The organism is Streptomyces sp. NPDC088707 (assembly GCF_044752725.1).
Lineage (GTDB): Bacteria > Actinomycetota > Actinomycetes > Streptomycetales > Streptomycetaceae > Streptomyces.
In genome coordinates, this window is record NZ_JBIVLV010000004.1 from 95280 (window position 1) to 114369 (window position 19090).

The 19090-nt window shown below is 72.4% G+C and carries 6 protein-coding genes and 1 pseudogene; 2 read left to right on the forward strand and 5 right to left on the reverse strand.

What is annotated here, in order from left to right:
* Positions 1-94 precede the first annotated feature (94 nt).
* A complete protein-coding gene (locus ACIP84_RS14370; protein WP_401798057.1) occupies positions 95-13210 on the reverse strand; it encodes an amino acid adenylation domain-containing protein in 13116 nt (4371 codons plus the stop codon).
* 510 nt (positions 13211-13720) lie between these two features.
* Here ACIP84_RS14370 and ACIP84_RS14375 point away from each other — a divergent pair.
* Both ACIP84_RS14375 and ACIP84_RS14380 read left to right on the forward strand, forming a co-directional pair.
* Positions 13721-14155: an SSI family serine proteinase inhibitor gene (locus tag ACIP84_RS14375; RefSeq protein WP_355964512.1), complete on the forward strand. Its 435-nt coding sequence runs from the start codon at positions 13721-13723 to the stop codon at positions 14153-14155.
* A gap of 219 nt (positions 14156-14374) precedes the next feature.
* A complete protein-coding gene (locus tag ACIP84_RS14380; RefSeq protein WP_401798058.1) occupies positions 14375-14920 on the forward strand; it encodes an AAA family ATPase in 546 nt (181 codons plus the stop codon).
* Positions 14921-15495: 575 nt separating this feature from the next.
* On the opposite strand, the gene ACIP84_RS14385 is transcribed toward ACIP84_RS14380, so the two are convergent.
* The 4 genes and pseudogenes from ACIP84_RS14385 to ACIP84_RS14400 form a co-directional block, all read right to left on the reverse strand.
* Positions 15496-16284 carry a maleylpyruvate isomerase N-terminal domain-containing protein gene (locus ACIP84_RS14385; RefSeq protein WP_401798059.1) on the reverse strand — a complete coding sequence of 263 codons (789 nt, stop codon included), beginning with the start codon at positions 16282-16284 and terminating at the stop codon, positions 15496-15498.
* Positions 16256-16924, reverse strand: a pseudogene (locus ACIP84_RS14390) (IS5 family transposase); the annotation flags it as partial. The pseudogene ACIP84_RS14390 and the gene ACIP84_RS14385, both read right to left, overlap by 29 nt.
* 66 nt (positions 16925-16990) lie before the next feature.
* Positions 16991-17512, reverse strand: a complete 522-nt coding sequence (locus ACIP84_RS14395; RefSeq protein ID WP_401798060.1) for a glycoside hydrolase family 108 protein — start codon at positions 17510-17512, stop codon at positions 16991-16993.
* Positions 17513-17826: 314 nt separating this feature from the next.
* On the reverse strand, positions 17827-18990 hold the full coding sequence (locus tag ACIP84_RS14400) for an oxygenase MpaB family protein (RefSeq protein WP_401798061.1): 1164 nt from the start codon (positions 18988-18990) through the stop codon (positions 17827-17829).
* Between the last annotated feature and the right edge of the window lie 100 nt (positions 18991-19090).

Below are 19090 nucleotides of genomic sequence, written 5' to 3' on the forward strand. Positions count from 1 at the left end.
CGGACAGAACCGTCTCTTTGATCTTCACGATCTTCTGCCCCGGAACCACTGGTCAGATGGTGCGATCGATCCTGCCCGGCAAGGCCTGCGCCGATCAAAGGACTTGAGCCACCTCTGAGCTCGGGCCCGCATGCGTGGCAGGTGACACCGGCGGGAAGCCGTCCAGATCGTCGTCCTTGACGGCGACGGCGTGACCCAGGAGATGCAGGGGGCCCGCTGTGACTCCCGCCGTTTCCATCCCCCGCCAGTACGCCAGCGCGAGCCTCGCGTCCACCAGACCGTGTACCAGCGGGAGTTCCGGGTCGGCGGCGTGCAGCAGCGACTCCAGCCGGCAGGAGGCGATCGTGTCGGGGAGCCACGAGCGCGCGGCGTATCCCGCTGCCGCGGCGGGCGGCAGCCCCGGAGCCGTACGACGTTCCACGGTTCCACCGACGCCGGCGGATCGACTTGCTCCTCCCGCGCCGACCGAGAGCAGACCCCCGCCGACGATCAGGACGTCGCGCCGCTCCCGCATCCGGGCCAGCGCCTTCGTCGTGTCGAAGCAGTGGGGGAAGGAGTCGTCGACGACGATCGTGCCCGGCCGGAGGCGCGCCACGTCGAGCGGCGCGCCGCCGCCGCTCACGGCCGTGACGAGGAGATCGGCCTCGTAGACCGCGGCCGGAAGGTCGGACCGGCCGGACTCGTGGATCTCCACGTTCCGGGCCAGACCGCGGCCGATGAGGCCGTCCGCCAGCGTGCGCAGCCGTGACGTGCTGCCCGGGACATCGCACAGGAGCAGCCGGGCGGGCGGCTCGGGCGCCAGGGTCAGAAGCAGTTCGAGCGACGAACTGCCGATGGAGCCCAGACCCACCACGGCGACGGAGAGATCAGTGAGGTCACTTAGCTCACCGGGCTGACCGGGCTCGCCGGGATCACTGAGCTGACCGAGCTGACCGAGCTGACCGGGGTCACCGAGCTGACCGGTATCACCCGGCTCATCGAGGCGACGTCGACCGACGCGTTCGCGGCCCGTCCGGACCAGCGCGGCATGGACCGTCTTGACCACGGACACCGCGGTCGCCGCATGCCCGGTCGTCAACGCCGTCGGACCCTCCGTCTCCCGCAGGACGCCGAAGCCGTATGCGGTCAGGGACGGGATCATCCCCGCGAGCGAGACGGAGCGGGCGCCCGAAGACGCCGCCAGCTCGACGGCCCGGGCCGTCCGAGCGGCGAGGTCGGGCGTCGACGCGAGCTCGTCCGCGAACAGCGGCAGGCACACGAATCCCGACCGTCCCAGAGGCGTGTCGATCTCCTCCACGAGCCGTGGGTGCCCGCCCGGGAAGAGCAACTCCCGGAGCTGCTCACGCGACGCCGCCGCGTCGGCGGCGGCCGACGCGCCGAGACTGCCCGCGCGGCCGGGCCCGCTGACTCCACCGTGCTCGCTGTGCCCGCCGGGTCCGCCGACCGCTGCCAGCGCGGCAAGCTGCCCCGGCGGCGGGAGGTACCCGACGAGCGCGGAGTCCAGGACGCCGGGGGCCGAAGCCTCGACCGAGTGGCGTGGCCGCCTTCCCGCCGTCCCGACCGCGTTCTCGGTCAACCCGTTCCGCAAGGCCCCGGTGAACGCGGCGAACGCCGCCTCCTCGGGGAACGCCGTGGTGGCCGCGCGCAGCGTCACCCGTAGCTGTCCCTCCCCTACCGGCCGTACCGTCAGGAACGTGTCCGTGCCCACCGGCGGAGGCGCGAGTTCGGCGTCGGAGTCGTCCCACCGCACGCTCAGCGTGTCGCCGCTCAGCGGTCCGAGGGCGGAGAAGTCCAGGAACGTGAAGAAGAACTGGGCCGCAGGCGGAAGCCCGCCGTCACCCCGAGGGGGCTGGACCCCCTGGGAACGGGCCGCCTCGACCTCCTCCACGACCGACCGAAGGTCGTCGGCGAACGTGCGGCGGACCTCCCTTCCGGCAGCGGGCCGGAGTCCGGACCGGAGTCCGGGCCGGAGCGGCACGGCCGCGGCGTAGGGACCGAAGACCAGGTGGGCGTCCGGATGCGCGTCGTCGCGACCGGACACGGCGAGACCGAGGACCAGATCCTCCTGCCCGGTCGTGGCCGCCAGCGTCCGGTAGTACGCGGTGAGGACCGGGGCGAAGAGCGTCGTCCCCGCGGCGGTGGCGATCCGGCGCAGCGCCGCCACCTCGTCGGCGGCCAGGGTGAATCCGGTCGAGCGGTACGGAGGTGCCTCGGGGCCCTCGGCGGACGTCCGTTCGCCGGCACGGCCTCCGAGGACCGGGCGCCGGTACGGCTCGTCGCGTCGGGCGGCCGCCCGGCGGGTCTCGGTGCCGCCGGACGCGGACCGCCGTTCCTGCAGATCGACGTGGTCGCGGAACGTGCCCCGCAGCGGCGGGAGTTCGGTGCTCTCACCCCGTACGACACGGTCGTAGACGGCGAGCAACTCCCGGCCGAGCAGCGCCACACTGTAGCCGTCGCCGATCAGGTGGTGGGCATGGACGACCAGCGCGTGTTCGTCCGGCCCGAGGGTGAGCACGCGCAGCCGCAGCAGCGGCCATGCCCAGGACTCGAAGCGCCGTTCGCGCTCCTCGGCGATCCGCGACGCGAGGAGGTCCGGCGCGGCGAGGGTCTCGAAGTCGACCGGGAGCCGCAGGGTGGGCGGAAGTTCCTGCTGGACGGGCGGTCGCACTCCGGCGGGGAACACGGTCCGCAGCATCGGATGGCGTACGACGCAGGCGTCGACGGCCTGCTGGAACGCGTCGGGCCGTAGGGGCCCGTCGACCCGCAGACAGGCGAGCCACGCCGTGGGCGAGCCGGGCGCCATGGCCTCCGCGAGCAGGAACCCGCGCTGGGAGGGGGAGAGGGGGAAGGGCGAGGGCTGGGGGGAAGGGGAGGACGTTCCGTCCTGCGGGCGCTCGACGACGCAGGTCCTCCCCTGATCGGCCGCCGCGGGTTCGTCCACCGGTCCGCGGTCGATGGCCGCCGCGAGCGTGGCCAGTGTCCGGTGGGTGTACACCACGGTGGGACGGGGCAGGGCCGGAATCGTCTCCCGCAGCCGGGCGAACACCTGGAGGATGAGCAGGGAGTCTCCACCGAGGGCGAAGAAGTCGTCCTCGCGACGGATCGCCTCCGCGTCCGCGTCGAGGAACTCGGACCAGACGCGGGACAACAGGACCTCGGTCGAGGTCGAGGGGCGCGATCCCCCTGCTCCCCGCACGGGCTGCCGCGGTTCGGTCGCCGGGGGCCTCAGACCGGCGCGGTCGATCTTGCCGGTCCCCGTCAGGGGGAGTTCCCCGACGAGGTGGATCCGGGTCGGGAGCATGTACTCCGGGAGCGTCCCCGCCAGGTGGGCGCGCACTGCCGTGGCATCCGGGGCCGTCACGCCCGGCAGGCACTGCACGAAGGCGCTGAGCCGTTCCTCACGGTGGACCACTGCCACGCGGGCGACCGCCGGATGCGTGAGGAGCGCCGACTCGATCTCGCCGAGTTCCACCCGGTGGCCACGGATCTTCACCTGGTCGTCGAGGCGTCCGAGGAACTCCAGGACACCGTCCCTGCCGCGTCGGACCCGGTCGCCGCTGCGATACCAACGGCGCCCGTCACGTTCGGTGAACGCGGCGGCGGTCAGCTCCGGGGCGTGGAGATAGCCGGGCGTGAGTCCCACGCCCGTGATGAGCAGTTCGCCGGGCTCACCCGGTGCGCAGCGCCGCCCGCCGTCGGCCGTGACGACGTCGACCTCCGTGCCGGTGAGGGGGATCCCGATGGGGAGCGTCCGCACGTCGTCGGCGGGCCGGGTCTCGATGATGTGGAAGGTGGCGTTGATGGTGGATTCGGTGGGCCCGTAGAGGTTGGCGATCCGGTGTCCGGGCCCGAACAGGTCGTACCAGCGGCGTACATGAGCGGGCGGGAGAGCCTCGCCGCCCACGTGGATCCAGCGCAGGGCCGACAGGTCCGGCGCGGGCCCGCCCTGCCGTACACGCGTCTCTGCTGCTTCGAGCAGCCGGGACCACAGGCTGGGGACCGAACTCCACACCGATATCCGGGCCTGCTCGACCCGTTCGAGCAGTGCCTCGGGGTCCCGGAGGAGCTGCCGAGGCAGGGTGACGACCGTCGCCCCGACGAGGAGGGGCGCGAGGAGCTGGCGCACGGAGGCGTCGAAGCACAGCGACGCCGTCTGGGCGAGCCGGTCGCCTTCGCCGTAACCGAAGGTGGCGAGCGCCCAGTCGAGGTAGTTGGTCATCGAACGCCGGGTGATGGGCACTGCCTTGGGGCGCCCGGTGGAGCCGGACGTGAAGATGACGTAGGCGAGGGAGTCGGGATGAGCGGCGGGGGACTCCTCCGGGGAGGGGGAGCGCGGTCCAGGGGCGGAGGTGTGATCTCCGGGAGCGGAGGCGTGCGGTCCGGGGGAGGAGGCGTGGGGCCCGGGGGAGAGGGCGTCGGTCGCGACCAGCGTGATGTTCGCCGTCGAGGCGAGCGCGGTGGCCGAGTCCTTGGTCGCGTCGTGGCAGACGAGTGCCCCGGCACCGGACCGATTCAGCTGGTCAGCCAGGCGTACGGGGGGATGGGCGGCGTCCATGGGGACCCAGCCCGCACCGGCCCGCAGGATGCCGACCACACCGATGACGGCGTCGGCGCCCGGTTCGGTGAGAAGGCCCACCAGGTCACCCGGGACCACGCCGCAGGCGCGCAGCCGGGCGGCGAGGGCGCCCGACGCCCGGTCCAGCTCGGCGTAGGTGAGGGTGGCGCCGTCCGTGTCGACGGCGACCGCGTCCGGTGTCGCCCCGAACTGGGCGCGCAGCCGGGCGACGATGTCACCGGCCAGGGGCGCGCTGTCGGGAGCGGTCTCGTCGAACTCGGCCGTGGCATCCGCCGGTTCGTCTGCCGAGTCGAGCGCGTCCGTCCTGTCGACTCCGGCTGGTGGCCTGTCCAGCCCGGCCGCCTCGGTGAGTTCGGCCATGTGCTCGGCGGCGAGACGTGCGATCGTGGACCGGTCGAAGAGCCGTGACGGGAAGTTCCACGAGAAGGCCAGCTCCCCGTCGGACTCCCAGCACAGCAGGCTGAGCCGGGTGGCGGCGGAGGCCGTTCCGGCCGAGGTCGGACGAACCTCCACCGGGCAGTGGGGGTCCAGGGCGACAGGGAACCGGGCGAAGCTGAAGGACGCGGGCGCGGCGGTGCGGGGTCCTGCGCCGTCCGCCGGAAGGAGCCGGGCGAGGTCCAGGCTCGTGAGACGGCTGCGCCGTTCACTCTCGGGCCACGCGTCGCGGAGGCGTACCGCGAGCGCATGCACCGAGTCGTCCGATCCGACGCGGACGGGAATCGGGAGGGTGTCGGCCAGCGGTCCCACCAGCCGGTCGATTCCGGGCAGTCGCGTCTCACGACGGGCCCTGGCGACGTTCACGGACACGTCCTCCCGCCCGCCGCTCCACCGAGAGAGGCAGCGCGCGTAGGCGGCGAGGAGCAGGTGGAAGAGGGACACGCCGTGGGCGGCGGCCGTCTCCCGGAGCGCGGCGGTCAGGTCGGGGCCGGGAGCCACCTGGCGGGCGAGGAGCGGGGGTTCGGGGAGACCCAGCGGATCACCGTCGTACGGGAGCGCGAGCGGTTCGCCCTGCCCGCTCAGTACCTCACGCCAGTACGTCCGGTCCTCGGCGAGGGCGGAGTCCGAACGCTCTGACTGCTCGTGGGTGGCGTAGGCGGCGAAGTCGGTGCCGAGTGGCGGGAGTTCTGGTGTGTATCCCCGCGACAGGGCGGTGTAGAGGGTCCAGAGTTCCTCGCCGAGGATGTTCAGGCTGAAGCCGTCGGCGGCGGCGTGATGGACGACGAGCACGAGACGGGTGAACTGCTCGGCTGCTCCAACGCCGGCGCTTCCAGCGCCGCCGGCACCGTTCGCGCCGTCGGCCCGGGCGAGCACGGCACGGATCGGAGCCTCGACGGTGAGGTCGAACGGGCGGTTGCACAGGGCCTCTTCGAGCGCCCTGAACTCCTCCTCCGGCGTACGGGCTCCGGGCAGTGCACGGACCTCGTACCAGTCGGGAATCCCCGGGTCGTCGTGCGACGCGGCCGGTGCGACGGCCTGGGTGGGAGCGGACTCCTGGCGAAGGAACCGGATGCGCAGCATCGCGTGACGGTCGGCGAGCAGGCCGAGCGCCTTGCCGAGGAGGTCGGGGTCGAGAGGGCCGCGGACGTCCTGGGTCACGTACCCGTAGGCGGGGACGTCCGGGTACAGCCCGCCCTGGGTGTGGAAGGCGAGCTGGACCGGGGTCAGGGAGAAGGGGACACCGGCGTCGTCCGACGGCGGAGCCGCAGACCCCACGAGGGTGGGGGAGAGGCCCTCCTCGGACTCGCCCGGGTCGCGGGCGGGGACGCGGGCGGCTTCACGACCCGGTTCGAGGGCCGGTTCACGATCCAGTTCGCGGGCGAGCTCGCCCAGCGTCCGGTGCTCGAAGAACAGCGTGATGGGCAGGGAGCGGTCCAGCTCCTGTTCCAGCCGCTTGACGAGATCGACGGCCATGAGCGAGTCGAGCCCGAGGCCGAGGAGCGGTTCGTCGTCACCGAGGGCGTCGGGCGAGACATGGAGCGCGTCGGACAGCAGCCGTCGCAGGACGTCCGACACACCGCCGGATCGGGTGGTCACCGCCGGTGCCGTGCGTGGGGGAGCCGTCCGAACGGCGGCGGGCAGCGGGGGTACGCCGACGTCGGCCGAGGTACGAGGCGCGGGGGCCCTCCGGCCGAGGTCGGCGACGATGAGCTGGGCGGCGTCGATGCCGCAGGCCGTACGAAGGGCCTCCAGCGCCTCGCCGGTCGCCAGCGGCACGGGGCCGCGCGCGGCGCCGACCGCAGCACGGGAGCCGGCAGCGGCACCGGCACGCCGGCCGAGGGAGCTCGTACCGGAGACGAGTCCCTTACGGGCGACGAATCCTGGACCGGCCACGAGTCCCGTACCGGCCGCGAGTCCCGTGTCCGCGAAGGCGGCGAAGTTGACTGCCAGCCACGGCCGACCGGCCGCGCGTTCGGCGGCGGCGAAGGCGTCGAGGTAGGCGTTCGCGGCGGCGTAGTCGCCGATCGCACCCGCCAGGCTCGGCAGGACCGAGGCGACCGAGGAGAACGCCACGCACAGGGAGGGGCGCAGGCCGTGCTCGACGACCCCACGGGCGAGCAGTTCGGTGCCCCGCGTCTTGGCGGCCAGGACCTCGGCCATCTCGTCGGGTGTCTTGGCCCGCAGAGTGCCGGGACGTACGACCCCGGCCGCGTGGATCAGCACGTCGAGTCGCGGCAGCCCGGCAAGCAGCGTGTCGACGTCGGCCCCGCGGGCGACATCGGCGGCGCGGTAGCCCACGGTGGCGCCGAGCGCGCCGAGTTCGGCGAGCAGCCCGGCGGGCGGCTCGGCGGAGCGACCGGTCAGCAGCAGGGTCGGTCGGCCCCGCCCCGCGAGATCACGGGCCAACGCGGCGCCGACACCGCCCGCCCCACCGGTGATCAGATACGTGCCGTGAGGCAGCAACGCCGCAATCCCGGCGCCAGGTCCATTCCCGGCGCCAGGTCCAGTACCAGGCCCCGTCGTGACCGGCTCGGTCGTCCGGCCGAGGCGTCGCCCCGCCCGCCAGGCGACGGCGTGCGCGGGGCGAAGGCCCGCGCCGTCGTCCGGCGCCGCGGGCCGAGCGGCGAGCTCGTGGTCGAGCGCGTCGAGCCGTGCGCCCATCTCGTCGAGGGACGACAGGTCGACGCTGTGGGCGACCACACCGGGGAACTCCTCAGGCAGCGCCAGGGTCAGCCCGGTCAGGACCGCCTGCGCCGGGCGCGGACGCTCGGGTCCGGCACCGGTGACGTGGACGTCCTCGGTCACGACGAGCACGCGCGGACGGTGGAGCGCCAGCTCCGGCAGGAGGTCCTGAAGCCCGGTCGCCATGGCACGGTGGGCCGCGTCGAGTGCGTCGGCGGAGTCCGGCTCCACGGCGGGACCTGCGAGCAGTACGACGACCTCAGGGGTCGGCGTCCCCTCGGACACCGGCCCCCTGCCGGCCGGCGCGTCTCCGGCGGTCCGTGCGACCGTGACACCCCGCCCCGCGAGCCGGTCCGCGAACGCACGGGAGAGCGGCGAATCCGGTCCCGCCAGAAGGACGGAACGAGGCCCGGGTCCGACGGTCAGCGGGGCGTCGTCCCACCCGAGCCGGTGCAGCAGCGGCAGCGGCTGGGGCGGTGACAGCGGCTGGGCCGGCGGCACGGGCGGCCGGGTTCGGGGAGCGGAGGCCGGCCGGTAGCGGCGCCGCTGGAAGGGATACGGGGGGACGTCGGAGATCCGGGCCCGGCCCGCGTCCAGCCTGCTGCGGTCCAGCGGCACACCCCGTTCCCAGAGCCGGCCGACGGTCTCAAGGAGCCCCCGCGCACCGCCCCGGTGCCCTGCGGCGAGGGCGACCGTCCCGCCTCCGCGCGCGTGCGCGGCCGCGACGGCACGCACGGAGCCACCGAGTGAGCCGGCGCCGAGCTCGACGAACGTGTCGTACCCGTCGCCGAGCAGCCGCTCGACCGCAGCGCCGAAGAGCACCGGTTGCCGGGCATGGCCACGGAGGTAGGCCGGGTCCAGGACGGGCTGCCAAGCGGCGGTGACCGTACTGATCAGCGGTGTCGACGTCACCGGTGTCGTCGCACCCTCCGACGGCCGGAGCACGAGCGTCCGCGCGGCTTCGGCGAGCGCGTCGAGGGCCGGGTCCATCAGGGACGAGTGGAAGGCCCGGGACACACCCAGCCGGCGAGCGACGACGCCCCGAGCGGACAGGGTGGTGATCGCACGCTCGACAGCGGACTCGGTTCCGGCGAGGACGACCTGGTCGGGACCGTTGACGGCGGCGACGCTGAGAGCGCCCCGCGCGCGGCCCACCAGGTCGGCGACCGCGTCCTCGCTGCAGCGCACCGCCGCCATGGCGCCGGGGGCGCACAATTCGGCCATCAGGCGGCCTCGTTCGGCGGCGAACCGTACGGCGTCGGCGAGGGGGAGCGTCCCCGCGACGCACGCGGCGGCGATCTCGCCGACGCTGTGCCCGGCGACGGCGTCCGGTGTGATGCCCCAGGCCCGCACCTGACGGGCGAGCGCGACTCCGTACGCGACGAGGAGCGGCTGGGCGATGTCGGTACGGGCGAGCGCGTCGTCCGAAGCCGCGTCGTCGTCGAGGCACCAGGCGGCGAGACTGCGCCCCCCGATCAACCCGACGTGGCCGGACGCCTCGTCCAGCGTCTCGCGGAAGGCGGGCGCGTCGGCGTACAAGGCGCGGGCCTGTCCGTGCGGCCGTACGCCCTGCCCGGGAAGGAGAAGGACGAGGCGAGCCCGGGACCGTGCGGGGGGACCGGCCGGCGTCACCCCGTCGCGCACGGCTTCCAGCCGCGCGGCGAGATCGCCGTCGGAGACGAGGGAGAGGCGATCGGGCCCCTCGTCACGGGCGGCGGCTACAGCGGCGCAGACATCCCCCTCGTCGAGACGGGGGCGGTCACGAAGACGGGCGGCGAGTCCGGCGGCAGCGGCACGCAGCCCGTCCTGCCCATGGGCCGACAGCGTGAGCAGTCGGGGCCCGTGCGACGGCACGCGCTCCGGCCGCCGCGGGGCAGGCGGTTCCTCCAGTACGGCATGGGCGTTGGTGCCACCGAAACCGAAGGCATTGATCCCCGCGACGAGCGGACCGGGCGCTTCCCAGTCTCGTACGGCATCCACCAGGGCGAACCCGGAACCGGCCAGGTCGGGGGAGGGGGAGGGCGCAGCCGAAGTCGCGGGCGAGGTCCCGGTCGGGGTCGAGGCCGAGGTCGGGGTCCCGGTCGCGGTCGGGGTCGCGTTCGCGGTCGAGGCGGAGGCCACGTTCGAGGTCGCGGTCCGGAGCGGTGACGGCGGCAGGCGCCGCTCACCGAGCGCGAGGACCACCTTCACCAGGCTCGGCATCCCGGCGGCGTTCAAGAGATGGCCGATGTTCGTCTTGACCGAGCCGAGCAGCCGGAGCCGTCCGTCGGGAAGCGGCGGAAAGGCGTGGGCGAGCGAGCGCACCTCGACGGGGTCGCCGAGGGGCGTGCCGGTGCCGTGGGCCTCCACGTACGACACGCTCTCGGGGGAGATGCCCGCGTCGCGGTAGGCCTGCGTGATGACGTCACGCTGGGTCAGGGGGTTGGGTGCCATCAGGCTGAGGGAACGCCCGTCGTTGTTCACGGCGGTGCCGCGAAGCACCGCGAGCACGGGATCCCCCGCCTCCTGGGCCTCGTCGAGCCGGGTCAGAACGAGCGCCGCACCGCCCTCCCCGGGGACGAACCCGTCGGCCGCCGCGCCGAACGCGTGGCAACGGCCGGTCGGGGAGAGCGCCCCCGCCTTCTCCAGGAGTGTGTACCCGGTCGGCGTGAGCTGGAGATGGACGCCGCCGACGACGGCGATGTCGCACTCGCCCGCCTGAAGACTGCGGCGCGCCAGGTGGAGCGCGACGAGGGCCGAGGAGCAGGCGGTGTCGACCGCGAGCGCGGGCCCGGTCAGGTCGAGGCAGTGTGCGACGCGCGCGGCGAGCATGTTGGGAAGGTTCCCGGTGAGGGCGGCGGCGGGCAACCCGCCCTCGCCGTGGCCTTCTTCGAGAACGCGCCGATAGCCGCTGTCACCCGCGGCCACGAACACCCCCACCCGCCGCCCGCGCCGCCGCGGCCCGGCGTAACCGGCCCGCTCCAGGGCCTCGTGGGCGAGTTCCAGCAGAATCCGCGCCTGAGGATCGGTCGCCCGCGCCTCCTCCTCCCCGATGCCGAAGAACCCGGCGTCGAAACCGTCGGGTTCGTCGAGGAACGCACCCCACCGGGCGTGTCCGTCGCCCGGATCGGCCCATCGCCCGTCAGGTACGGGGGTGACGGCGTCGTAGCCGTCGAGGAGCCGGTCCCAGAAGGCCTCGGGGGTATCGGCGCCGGGGAAGCGACAAGCGAGCGCGGAGACGGCGACCAACGGCGTGAGGGCCTGGGCCGACCCGTCCGGAGCGGCCTGCGCCGAGTCGTGGGGAGTGGCCTGCGCCGAGTCGTGTGGAGCGGCCTGCGCCGCGGCGAGCATCAGCCCGGCGAGGGCGGCCACGGTGGTGTGATCACGTACGTCGGACGGGCGCAGCACCACGCCGAACGCGTCCTCAAGCCCGGCCAGGACCTCCATGGCCTTGAGCGACGAGCCTCCGAGCGCCCGGAAGTCGTGGTCCAGCCCTATGGCACTCTCCGGCAGTCCGAGCACGCGCGCCCAGATACTGCGCACGACGGCCTCGACGTCAGGCCGGGACAGCGGTGCGGCGGTCGAGGCAAGGACGCCGGACGGAGCATCGGCGGCACGGGAGGCATCCGCCCCACCCGCACCACGAGAGCCGGCCTCGTCGACCGCGCCGTCGACGAGCGTGTCCGGACGAACGACGGGCCCGGAGCGAACCGGAACGGCGCCCCCGCCCGCACCCACCGAGGTGTTCCCACTCCAGCTCCCGCTCCGCTCTCCACTCCGCTTCCCGTCCCGCTGCCGAGGCAGGGAGTCGGACGGCCGCCGCACCTCCTCGCCCGGATCCTTCACGGCCGCCAGGGTTCCCCTCCCCACGACCCCCACGGCCGCCCGCCCCGCGATCTCCGGATACTCCCCGCCCTCGAAGCGCTCGCGGAGCACCCCGCGACGAACCTTGCCGCTCGTCGTACGCGGGAACCCGCGTGCGGGCAGTGCCACCACCCGTACGTCGTCGTGTCCCAGAGCCTCGCGAACCCGGCCGCGGACCGCGTGCAGGAGCTCGGCGGTCACGGAGGACAGGGGAGGCGCGGGCGCGAGGAAGACGACGACCCGCTCGCCGCCACCGTCCGCAGGGTCGGTCGATCCCACGACCGCGACCGGGCAGCGACCGAGCCCCGGTGTGTTCGCCACGACCTCCTCCAGGTCCGACGCGTGGAGCGTGCGCCCGTCGACGAAGACGACGTCCTTGGACCGGCCGGTCACGCACAGGCGCCCCTCGCGCAGGAACCCCAGGTCACCGGTGCGCAGCCAGTCACCACGAAACGCCTCCGCCGTCGCCTCCGGGGCGCCGTGGTAGCCGCGGGCCACCTGGGGCCCGCTGACCTCGATGTGACCGACCCGCCGCTCCTCGACGGGGTGCCCCGTGTCGTCGGTGATCCGTACGGCGCACCCGTGCACGGGGATGCCCACGTCCATCAGTTCCACCGCGTCCGGTCCGGGCGAGGTGTCCACGGCGCGGCCGCGCCCGAGCGCGGCCCTGTCCAGGGCGAGCGGCCGTGCGACCTCGCCGGGAGGCGGGAAGGTGACGGCAAGGGTGGCCTCCGCGAGGCCGTACACAGGACTGGGCGCGCACGCCGGGAGTCCGGTCGGGCGCATCCGCCCGACGAAGGCCCGCCACACGGCCGGCGAGATCGGCTCGGCGCCGACCAGGATCATCCGTGCACACGTCAGGTCAAGACGCGCGAGCGCGTCCGCGGGCACGCGCCGCTCGACGAGTGCCAGGGCGAAGTTGGCGGCCGAGAGCAGCGTCGCCCGGTGCCGGGAGGCGGCCTCCAGCCACCGAAGGGGCCGCTTGGCGAACGTCAGCGGTTCGAGCCGCACTTGCTTGATCCGTGCCGACATCGGCACGAGGTGGGTGCCGATGAGTCCCATGTCGTGGAAGTACGGCATCCAGGTGGCGAGCACATCAGCGGAGTGGATACCTGCTGCGGCTCGGATCTGCGCCAGATTGGCGAGAACGGCCGCGTGCGTCAGCTCGACCCCCTTGGGCGCCCCTGTGCTGCCGGAGGAGAACTGCAGAAACGCCACGTCGTCGGGCGCCCGCGTCGGCAGCGTCAGAGGGGCGGGGTGCTCGCGGAGCTCGCCGAGCATCAGGGAACGTACGGAGCCGGGCAGGGCGTCGAGGACCGGCGCGGTGGACGCCCCGACGGCGACCGGCGGTTCGTCGAGAATCTCCCACACGGGCAGCACTCGCCGTACGTCCGGGGCGAGCGGCACCGGTACGAGCCCGGCGGCGACGGCGCCCCAGAAGAGCGGCAGGAACTCCTCGCTCCGCTCAGCGGGCAGCACCACGTGGCTTCCCGGCGCGAGCCCGGCGTCGAGGAACCCTCCGGCAACGCGCAGGGCGTCGGCGAACAGCGCGCGATGACTGACGGTCCTCTCCGCGCCGTCGCCGTCGACATGGACGATGCCCTCGCCGGGCGCGGCCTCGGCCGCACCGGCCAACACGTCCAGCAGCACTGTCTCGCCGTATCCCCGCATCAACGCCCCCGTGCATCTGCCCGAGGCAGGCCCTCCCGCGGCCGTGCGAGAAGGACCGTCCCCGGTCTGCTCTGTTCTGATCTCTGACTGGAATGGATCGAACTGAACTGAACTGAACTGAATTGAACCGAACTAGGCCAAACCGGACTGGACTGGTCTGTCTCCAGTCTCCGGTCATCATGAATGATCACAGATCCCGCACAGCACCGTGCGGCGCGCCTGCGGCAGAGCGGCCCGATGCCCGGCGCTAGCGGCACCGCCGGCCGGTGTGACGGTACGGCGGTGCGACGGTGCGACTGAAGGACCGGTGGGCCATCGGGGTGATCGGGCCCGAGGGCCGGCGGCGGAGGCCCATGCGGCGTGACCTCTTCGAGTAGACCGGGGTGGGGGCGGGGTGCTGTGCGGAGGAAGCACCTCCGCACAGCACCCCGCCCACGACCACCACCGCTGGTCGGCGCTGCTCCCGTCCGTCGTCCGGGCCGCGCCGACCCTCATGACCCGGAGTCGTCCATGCCGCGTTTCACAGGCCTAGCGCTCGTCCTGGCCCTGGCCGCCCTTGCCACCTGTTCCACCGCCTCGGCCGCCTCCGCCGTCGCAGGGGCACCGACCCCGGTGGACCACCTCACCGTGACGGTGACCGACAGCGGCGACCGGGCCGCCGACGGCACGTACGAACTCACCTGCCACCCAGCGGGCGGCACGCATCCCACACCGCAGGCGGCCTGTGACCGGCTCGACGAAGTGACCACGTGGGGCACCGACCCCTTCGCACCGACGCAACCGGACTCCCTCTGCACCATGCAGTACGGAGGACCGGCCACGGCCCACGTCACGGGCACCTGGGCGGGTCGCCCGGTGGACGCGAGCTTCAAGCGGACCGACGGCTGCGAGATCGCCCGCTGGGACGACTTCACGCCCGTGCTGCCCACGACGACGGGCGCCTGACCAGGCTCAGAGCGCGCCCGCCTGTGTCGACCCACCCGACCGCCGGATGGGCCGACACGGGGTCGCGGCGGAAACCGAGTCTCCGGCTGCGAACGTGGTTCCCGAGACGTCGCATGTCGCGCCATCCTCGCAGAGCCCCCTGGAGCGGCGCAGAGCTGTCTTCCCGGTCGGTGCACACGCGGTGCACGCGCATCAACTGCACGGTGGCAGGCTGCGGTTATGGAACAGGCTGAGGTATTGCTCATCGGAGGGCGCGCCGGCGTCGGAAAGACGACGGTGGCATGGGAGGTCTCAGCACATCTGCGTGCCGAGACGGTTGCTCACTGTGTGATCGAGGGCGACTTCATGGGGCAGGCGCATCCCGCTCCGGAGGGGGATCCACGCCGCAGGAAGATCAGCGAGCGCAACCTGACGGCGCTCTGGTCGAACTACGCCGAGCTCGGGTACCGCCGTTTGATCTACACGCACACGGTGAGTGTCCTCGCCGAGAACGAGGGCATGTTCCGGCGGGCCATGGGTGCGAACGTCAGGATCATCCGGGTGGTGCTCACCGCGTCCGATGCGACCGCTCGCGAGCGGCTGACTGGCCGGGAACTGGGGTCGGAGCTGGAGCACGAGGTGGCGGGCAGCGCCCGCAAGGCCCGGATTCTGGACGAGCAGATGCCCCCGGACACGGTGCGAGTGGAGACCGACGGACGTGCCGTGGTCGACATAGCGCGCGAAGTGGCGAGTGCCACCAGCTGGCTGCCGAGTGCCTCCGGGTAGATTCCTTGCGGCTCCTTGCCGGGAGCCCGGTGGAGGATGGCAGCGCGCCGGCTCGTCGGATGCCCGTGGATGCGTCAGCACACAGACGTGCGCGGTATCGGCGGGCCGGGCGCGGTATCCCGCCGCGGCCACCACGTCCGTTCCTTCGCGTACGACGAACGCGGGAGAGGTGATCTCCTCCATGCCACTCTCCGCCAAGCCCCCCGGCTCGGCTGCCCGCAACAGCCCCTGAAAGGCGGGGTGGGAGGAGGCCAGGGGCTCGACAGCGCCACGCGGTGCGGGCGCGGATGCGGATGCGGATGCGTGGGACGGAAGTCGGTGCCGGCGCGGGGTACGCCAGGCTCGCCGGACCCAGCGCATCCGACACCGGCAGTACGGCCACCACTTCCGGCCGGGTGAGCGAGTCGACCGGCCCCGTAGCGAGCGCGCGACGCAGTACCAGGGCGGCGCTCTCCGTGGGCACGGTGGCGATCGCCGCGCCGCCCAGGACCACGATTCTCGGACATGTCAGCATCCATGACCTGATCCGCTCCGGTTACGAACTCGCTCTCACCGTTCAGCGTCGAGAGTCCTGGTCAAGGACTGTCGATGAGCTCGCCGAGCCGCATGGCGAGCCACGGCCTACGACCGCCGGCCCGCATCCGGCCGGACGCGATCGCCTTCCACACGGGCATGCGGCGGAAGGAGACGAGCAGGAACGCGACCGGTTCCGCCGTGATCCGGCAGTCGTACGGGCGCGACGGGGCGTCACGGGTCACGGTCGCCGCCCCGTTCCCGACGACGACCGCCAGTCGCGGACCGCCCTTGATGACCAGGTCGAGCGAGATGCTGACGCCCCTCGCTCTGTCCGCGTCCAGGCCCAACGGCATCATCGTCGGCATCGACTGCCCCAGTACGAGCCTCGCCTCGTCGGGGCCGATCGTCCACGGGAGCCCGGCACCTCGGGCGATGTCCAGGCCGTGGACGAGGCTCTCGCTGAGCATCAGGCCGGTCGCCGCCAGCGTGAGGGACGGATCCTTCCCGAGCCAGGGGGCGTTGACCGGTGTGTCAGGTGCGAGTCCCTCGGTGACCCGCAGAAACTTCTCGCTGCGCTCGCCGATGAACTCGCCGATGCGGGTGCGCTCTTCACCGTCGAAGAGGCCGATGGAGGGGGCGTTCACGGCCGCGATCCGTTCGCTGAACGAGCCGCTGTCCGGCGGGAGGAGGGCGTCCCAGTCCAGACTCCGGTCGAGGAAACCGGCTGAGTACGCGAAGTGCACGCCCGCGAGGTGCGCGCCGACGTCCCCCACGGTCCACACGGGGACCCCGGAGGCCGCTTCCGTGTCCGGAACGTCCCGCAGGAGCCGAACCAGACGCAGGACCATGGTCGGTCGGCTGCGGAATTACGGCCCGGATTCCGCGGCTGCGAAGGTGCTCGCGAATCGCCCTCGACGAGTAGGCCCGGTCGGCGAGGACGACATCGGGTCGGGTGCGTGGTCGGCCGAGCAGCCGGGGCACTCGCAGGGCGGTCATGATGTGCTCGAACGCGGGTGCGTCGGTTGGCCTGGCCTGGGGTGAGATAGAAGCACATCGGACGGCAGCGGCTGTCGGCGGCGAGGTGGATCTTGGTTGTCAGGCCGCCGCGGGAACGCCCGATGGAGTGGTGGTCAGGTTCGGGGCCGGAGCCCCTGTTCTCCGGGCTCCGGCCGCGTTCTGGTGGGCGCGCACGATCGTGGAATCTACTGCGACGACCCAGTCCAGGTCGCCTTCGGCGTCGGCCTGGGCGAGCAGGGCGGTGAAGACGCGGGCCCAGGTGCCGTCGATCGCCCAGTTCCGTAGCCGGGTGTAGACGCCCTTCCACGAGCCGTACTCGGCAGGCAAGTGCACCCACTGCGAGCCTGTGCGGAACTTCCACGCGATCGCGTCGATCACCTGCCGGTGATCGCGCCACCGCCCGCCCCGCTTGGGCGTCCGGGCTGGCAACAACGGCTCTATCCGCACCCACTGGGCGTCTGTCAACGGCACAGCCCACCAACGAGCCGGTGCCCGAGCGGGAACGCAGTTGGTAGCAGGTCAGATGGGGCGGTGCAGTCAGACGCGGTTCGCCAGCCAGCCGAAGACGAATGCCTCGTTCTGCTCCCGAGACTCAGCGATCTCGATGTACCGCGCACCCTGCAGGCTGGAGATCGCCTTGAGGACTACGGTTTCGCCCTGCGGCTTTCGCTTGGTCATGAAAGTCACGAACGCCGAGACAGTCTTCGGGCCGATCGCGCCGTCCACCGTCATGTCTGCGTAGTCGGCCTGCTTCCGGTTCAGTGCGTTCAGGCTGCGCTGCAGGAACTTCGCCGCCGTGCCGATGCCCATGTTGACGCCAGTATCGAACAGTTTCATGGCGACCGGCTGCGACACCTCGGCGATGTCATCCAGGCGAAGCGGCTTCCAGTAGCTGTCCCGGTAGATGTTCTTGGCCGTCTCCAGCGGAAGCTCCGACATCTCGCCGACGTACCCCGCCTTCCTGGCGACAGCCTCCGTGATGCCGTAGGCGCTCGCGCCCGTCGGATCGCCGCCCTCCAGCTTTACCGTGTGATCGAAGGCATCGTCGAACGTGCTCATGATGAACCCCTCTTGTCTCTGCTTCGTGTTCCGGTGCAGCCGACGCTAGTGATCACTGGGGCGGATTTCGTATGAGCCATCCGAGTCCCACCCGAAGGAGTGATCCGGGGGCGTTGCAGCTCCCGCGAATGAACCTCCGGCGCCGAGCGCCCTCTGGTCCGCCCGATGATCCAAAAGAGAGCTCCTAGTTGCGCCTTGCGTCCCCCCGTCGCCCCCTGTGTCGCGGTCGTGTCCAGGGTGGCGACGGGGACGTGTGGGACGGCCTCAGTGCTGTGTGGCGACGGCGCGGAAGTGGCTGCGCGGGTGGTCGGCTCTCACGGCGCGAGCGTGGGCGCCGGCGGAGTCCAGCGTCGGGTGCGGGACGGCGCGTCCGGGACGCCGTACTCCTTCCTGAGGTGTTCGGGGATGGCGTAGTGCATGACGCGTCCCCGGGTGAGCGAGGACAGCTCGAAGATCGTCGTGAGGTGCCCCAGCCGGTCGAGGGCCCAGGCACCGAGCGGTGAGCGGTCCTCGATGGTCTCCAACACGCCCAGCAGATGGGGCACGGCCTTGACGACGGTGTCCCAGGGCGTGCTCGGGACCTCGAGCCAGTCGGCGCTCGTGTCGCCGACGAGGTACCGGACCAGAGCGGCCACGACCGGGTCGAGCAGCGTCCCGGGCACGATGTCCTCGTAGAGCTGGATGAGCTGCCGGGTCAGATGGGCACCCTCCGGGGACGGCCCCATGTACCTGACCATGTACTGATCGAGGAACCGGCGCGACTCCTCAAGGGACTTGGGGACAGCGCCCTGGTCGACACCGAGCATGGCTCCGACCACACGCCAGGCGTAGGAGTACGCCTCCGCTCCCTCCTGCGACATGTGGATGCCGAGGCGATGCAGGCTGTCGAGGACGAGCAGCGAGAAGAACATCTGCCCGCCGATCATGTCCTCCTGGCAGATCGGCACCCCCGACGTCCCGACGTCCCAGCGGTCCTCGCGCGTGAGGTGGTGGCGGATGGAGGCGTGGAGCAGACGCACCTTCTGCGCGGCCGGGATGAAACGGCTGCCCGTCTCGAAGGCATCGGGCTGCATCAGATAGACGGTGAACTGGCCGGTCGCCGCCATACGCGTCGAGGGGTAGTTCAGACCGTGGGTCGTCGACAGCAGCTTCGCCACGTGGGGGACGAGATAGCAGGCGGGCATGGAGGCGAAGGAGAGGGCGGTGGCGATGTGCACGTTGTTGTCGATGAAGAACAACCGGGCCCGTTCCATCTCGTCCCAGTCCACCCAGGCAGGAGGGGCACTCGTGGCCTCAAGGTACTCCCTGGCGACATCGGGCAACCCGTCCGGAACGGGCGCGCCGGCCGTGGAGAAGAAGCGCATCAAGGTGTTGAAGGTGCCCATCTCGCCGCGCTCGAACAGAGCGGCGACGGTGGCGTCGGCGAGCTCGTCGCCGCTCTGCCGGAGGGCGTCCATCGATGTCTCGGTGTGGAGCATGGGGAGACTCCTTCGTCTCTGTCGAGTGTGGGGGAGGAGGAGAGCTGCGGAGAAGCGGTGGCCGGCCCCGACAGGCCCCGTGAGGTTCTGGCGGTTCCTC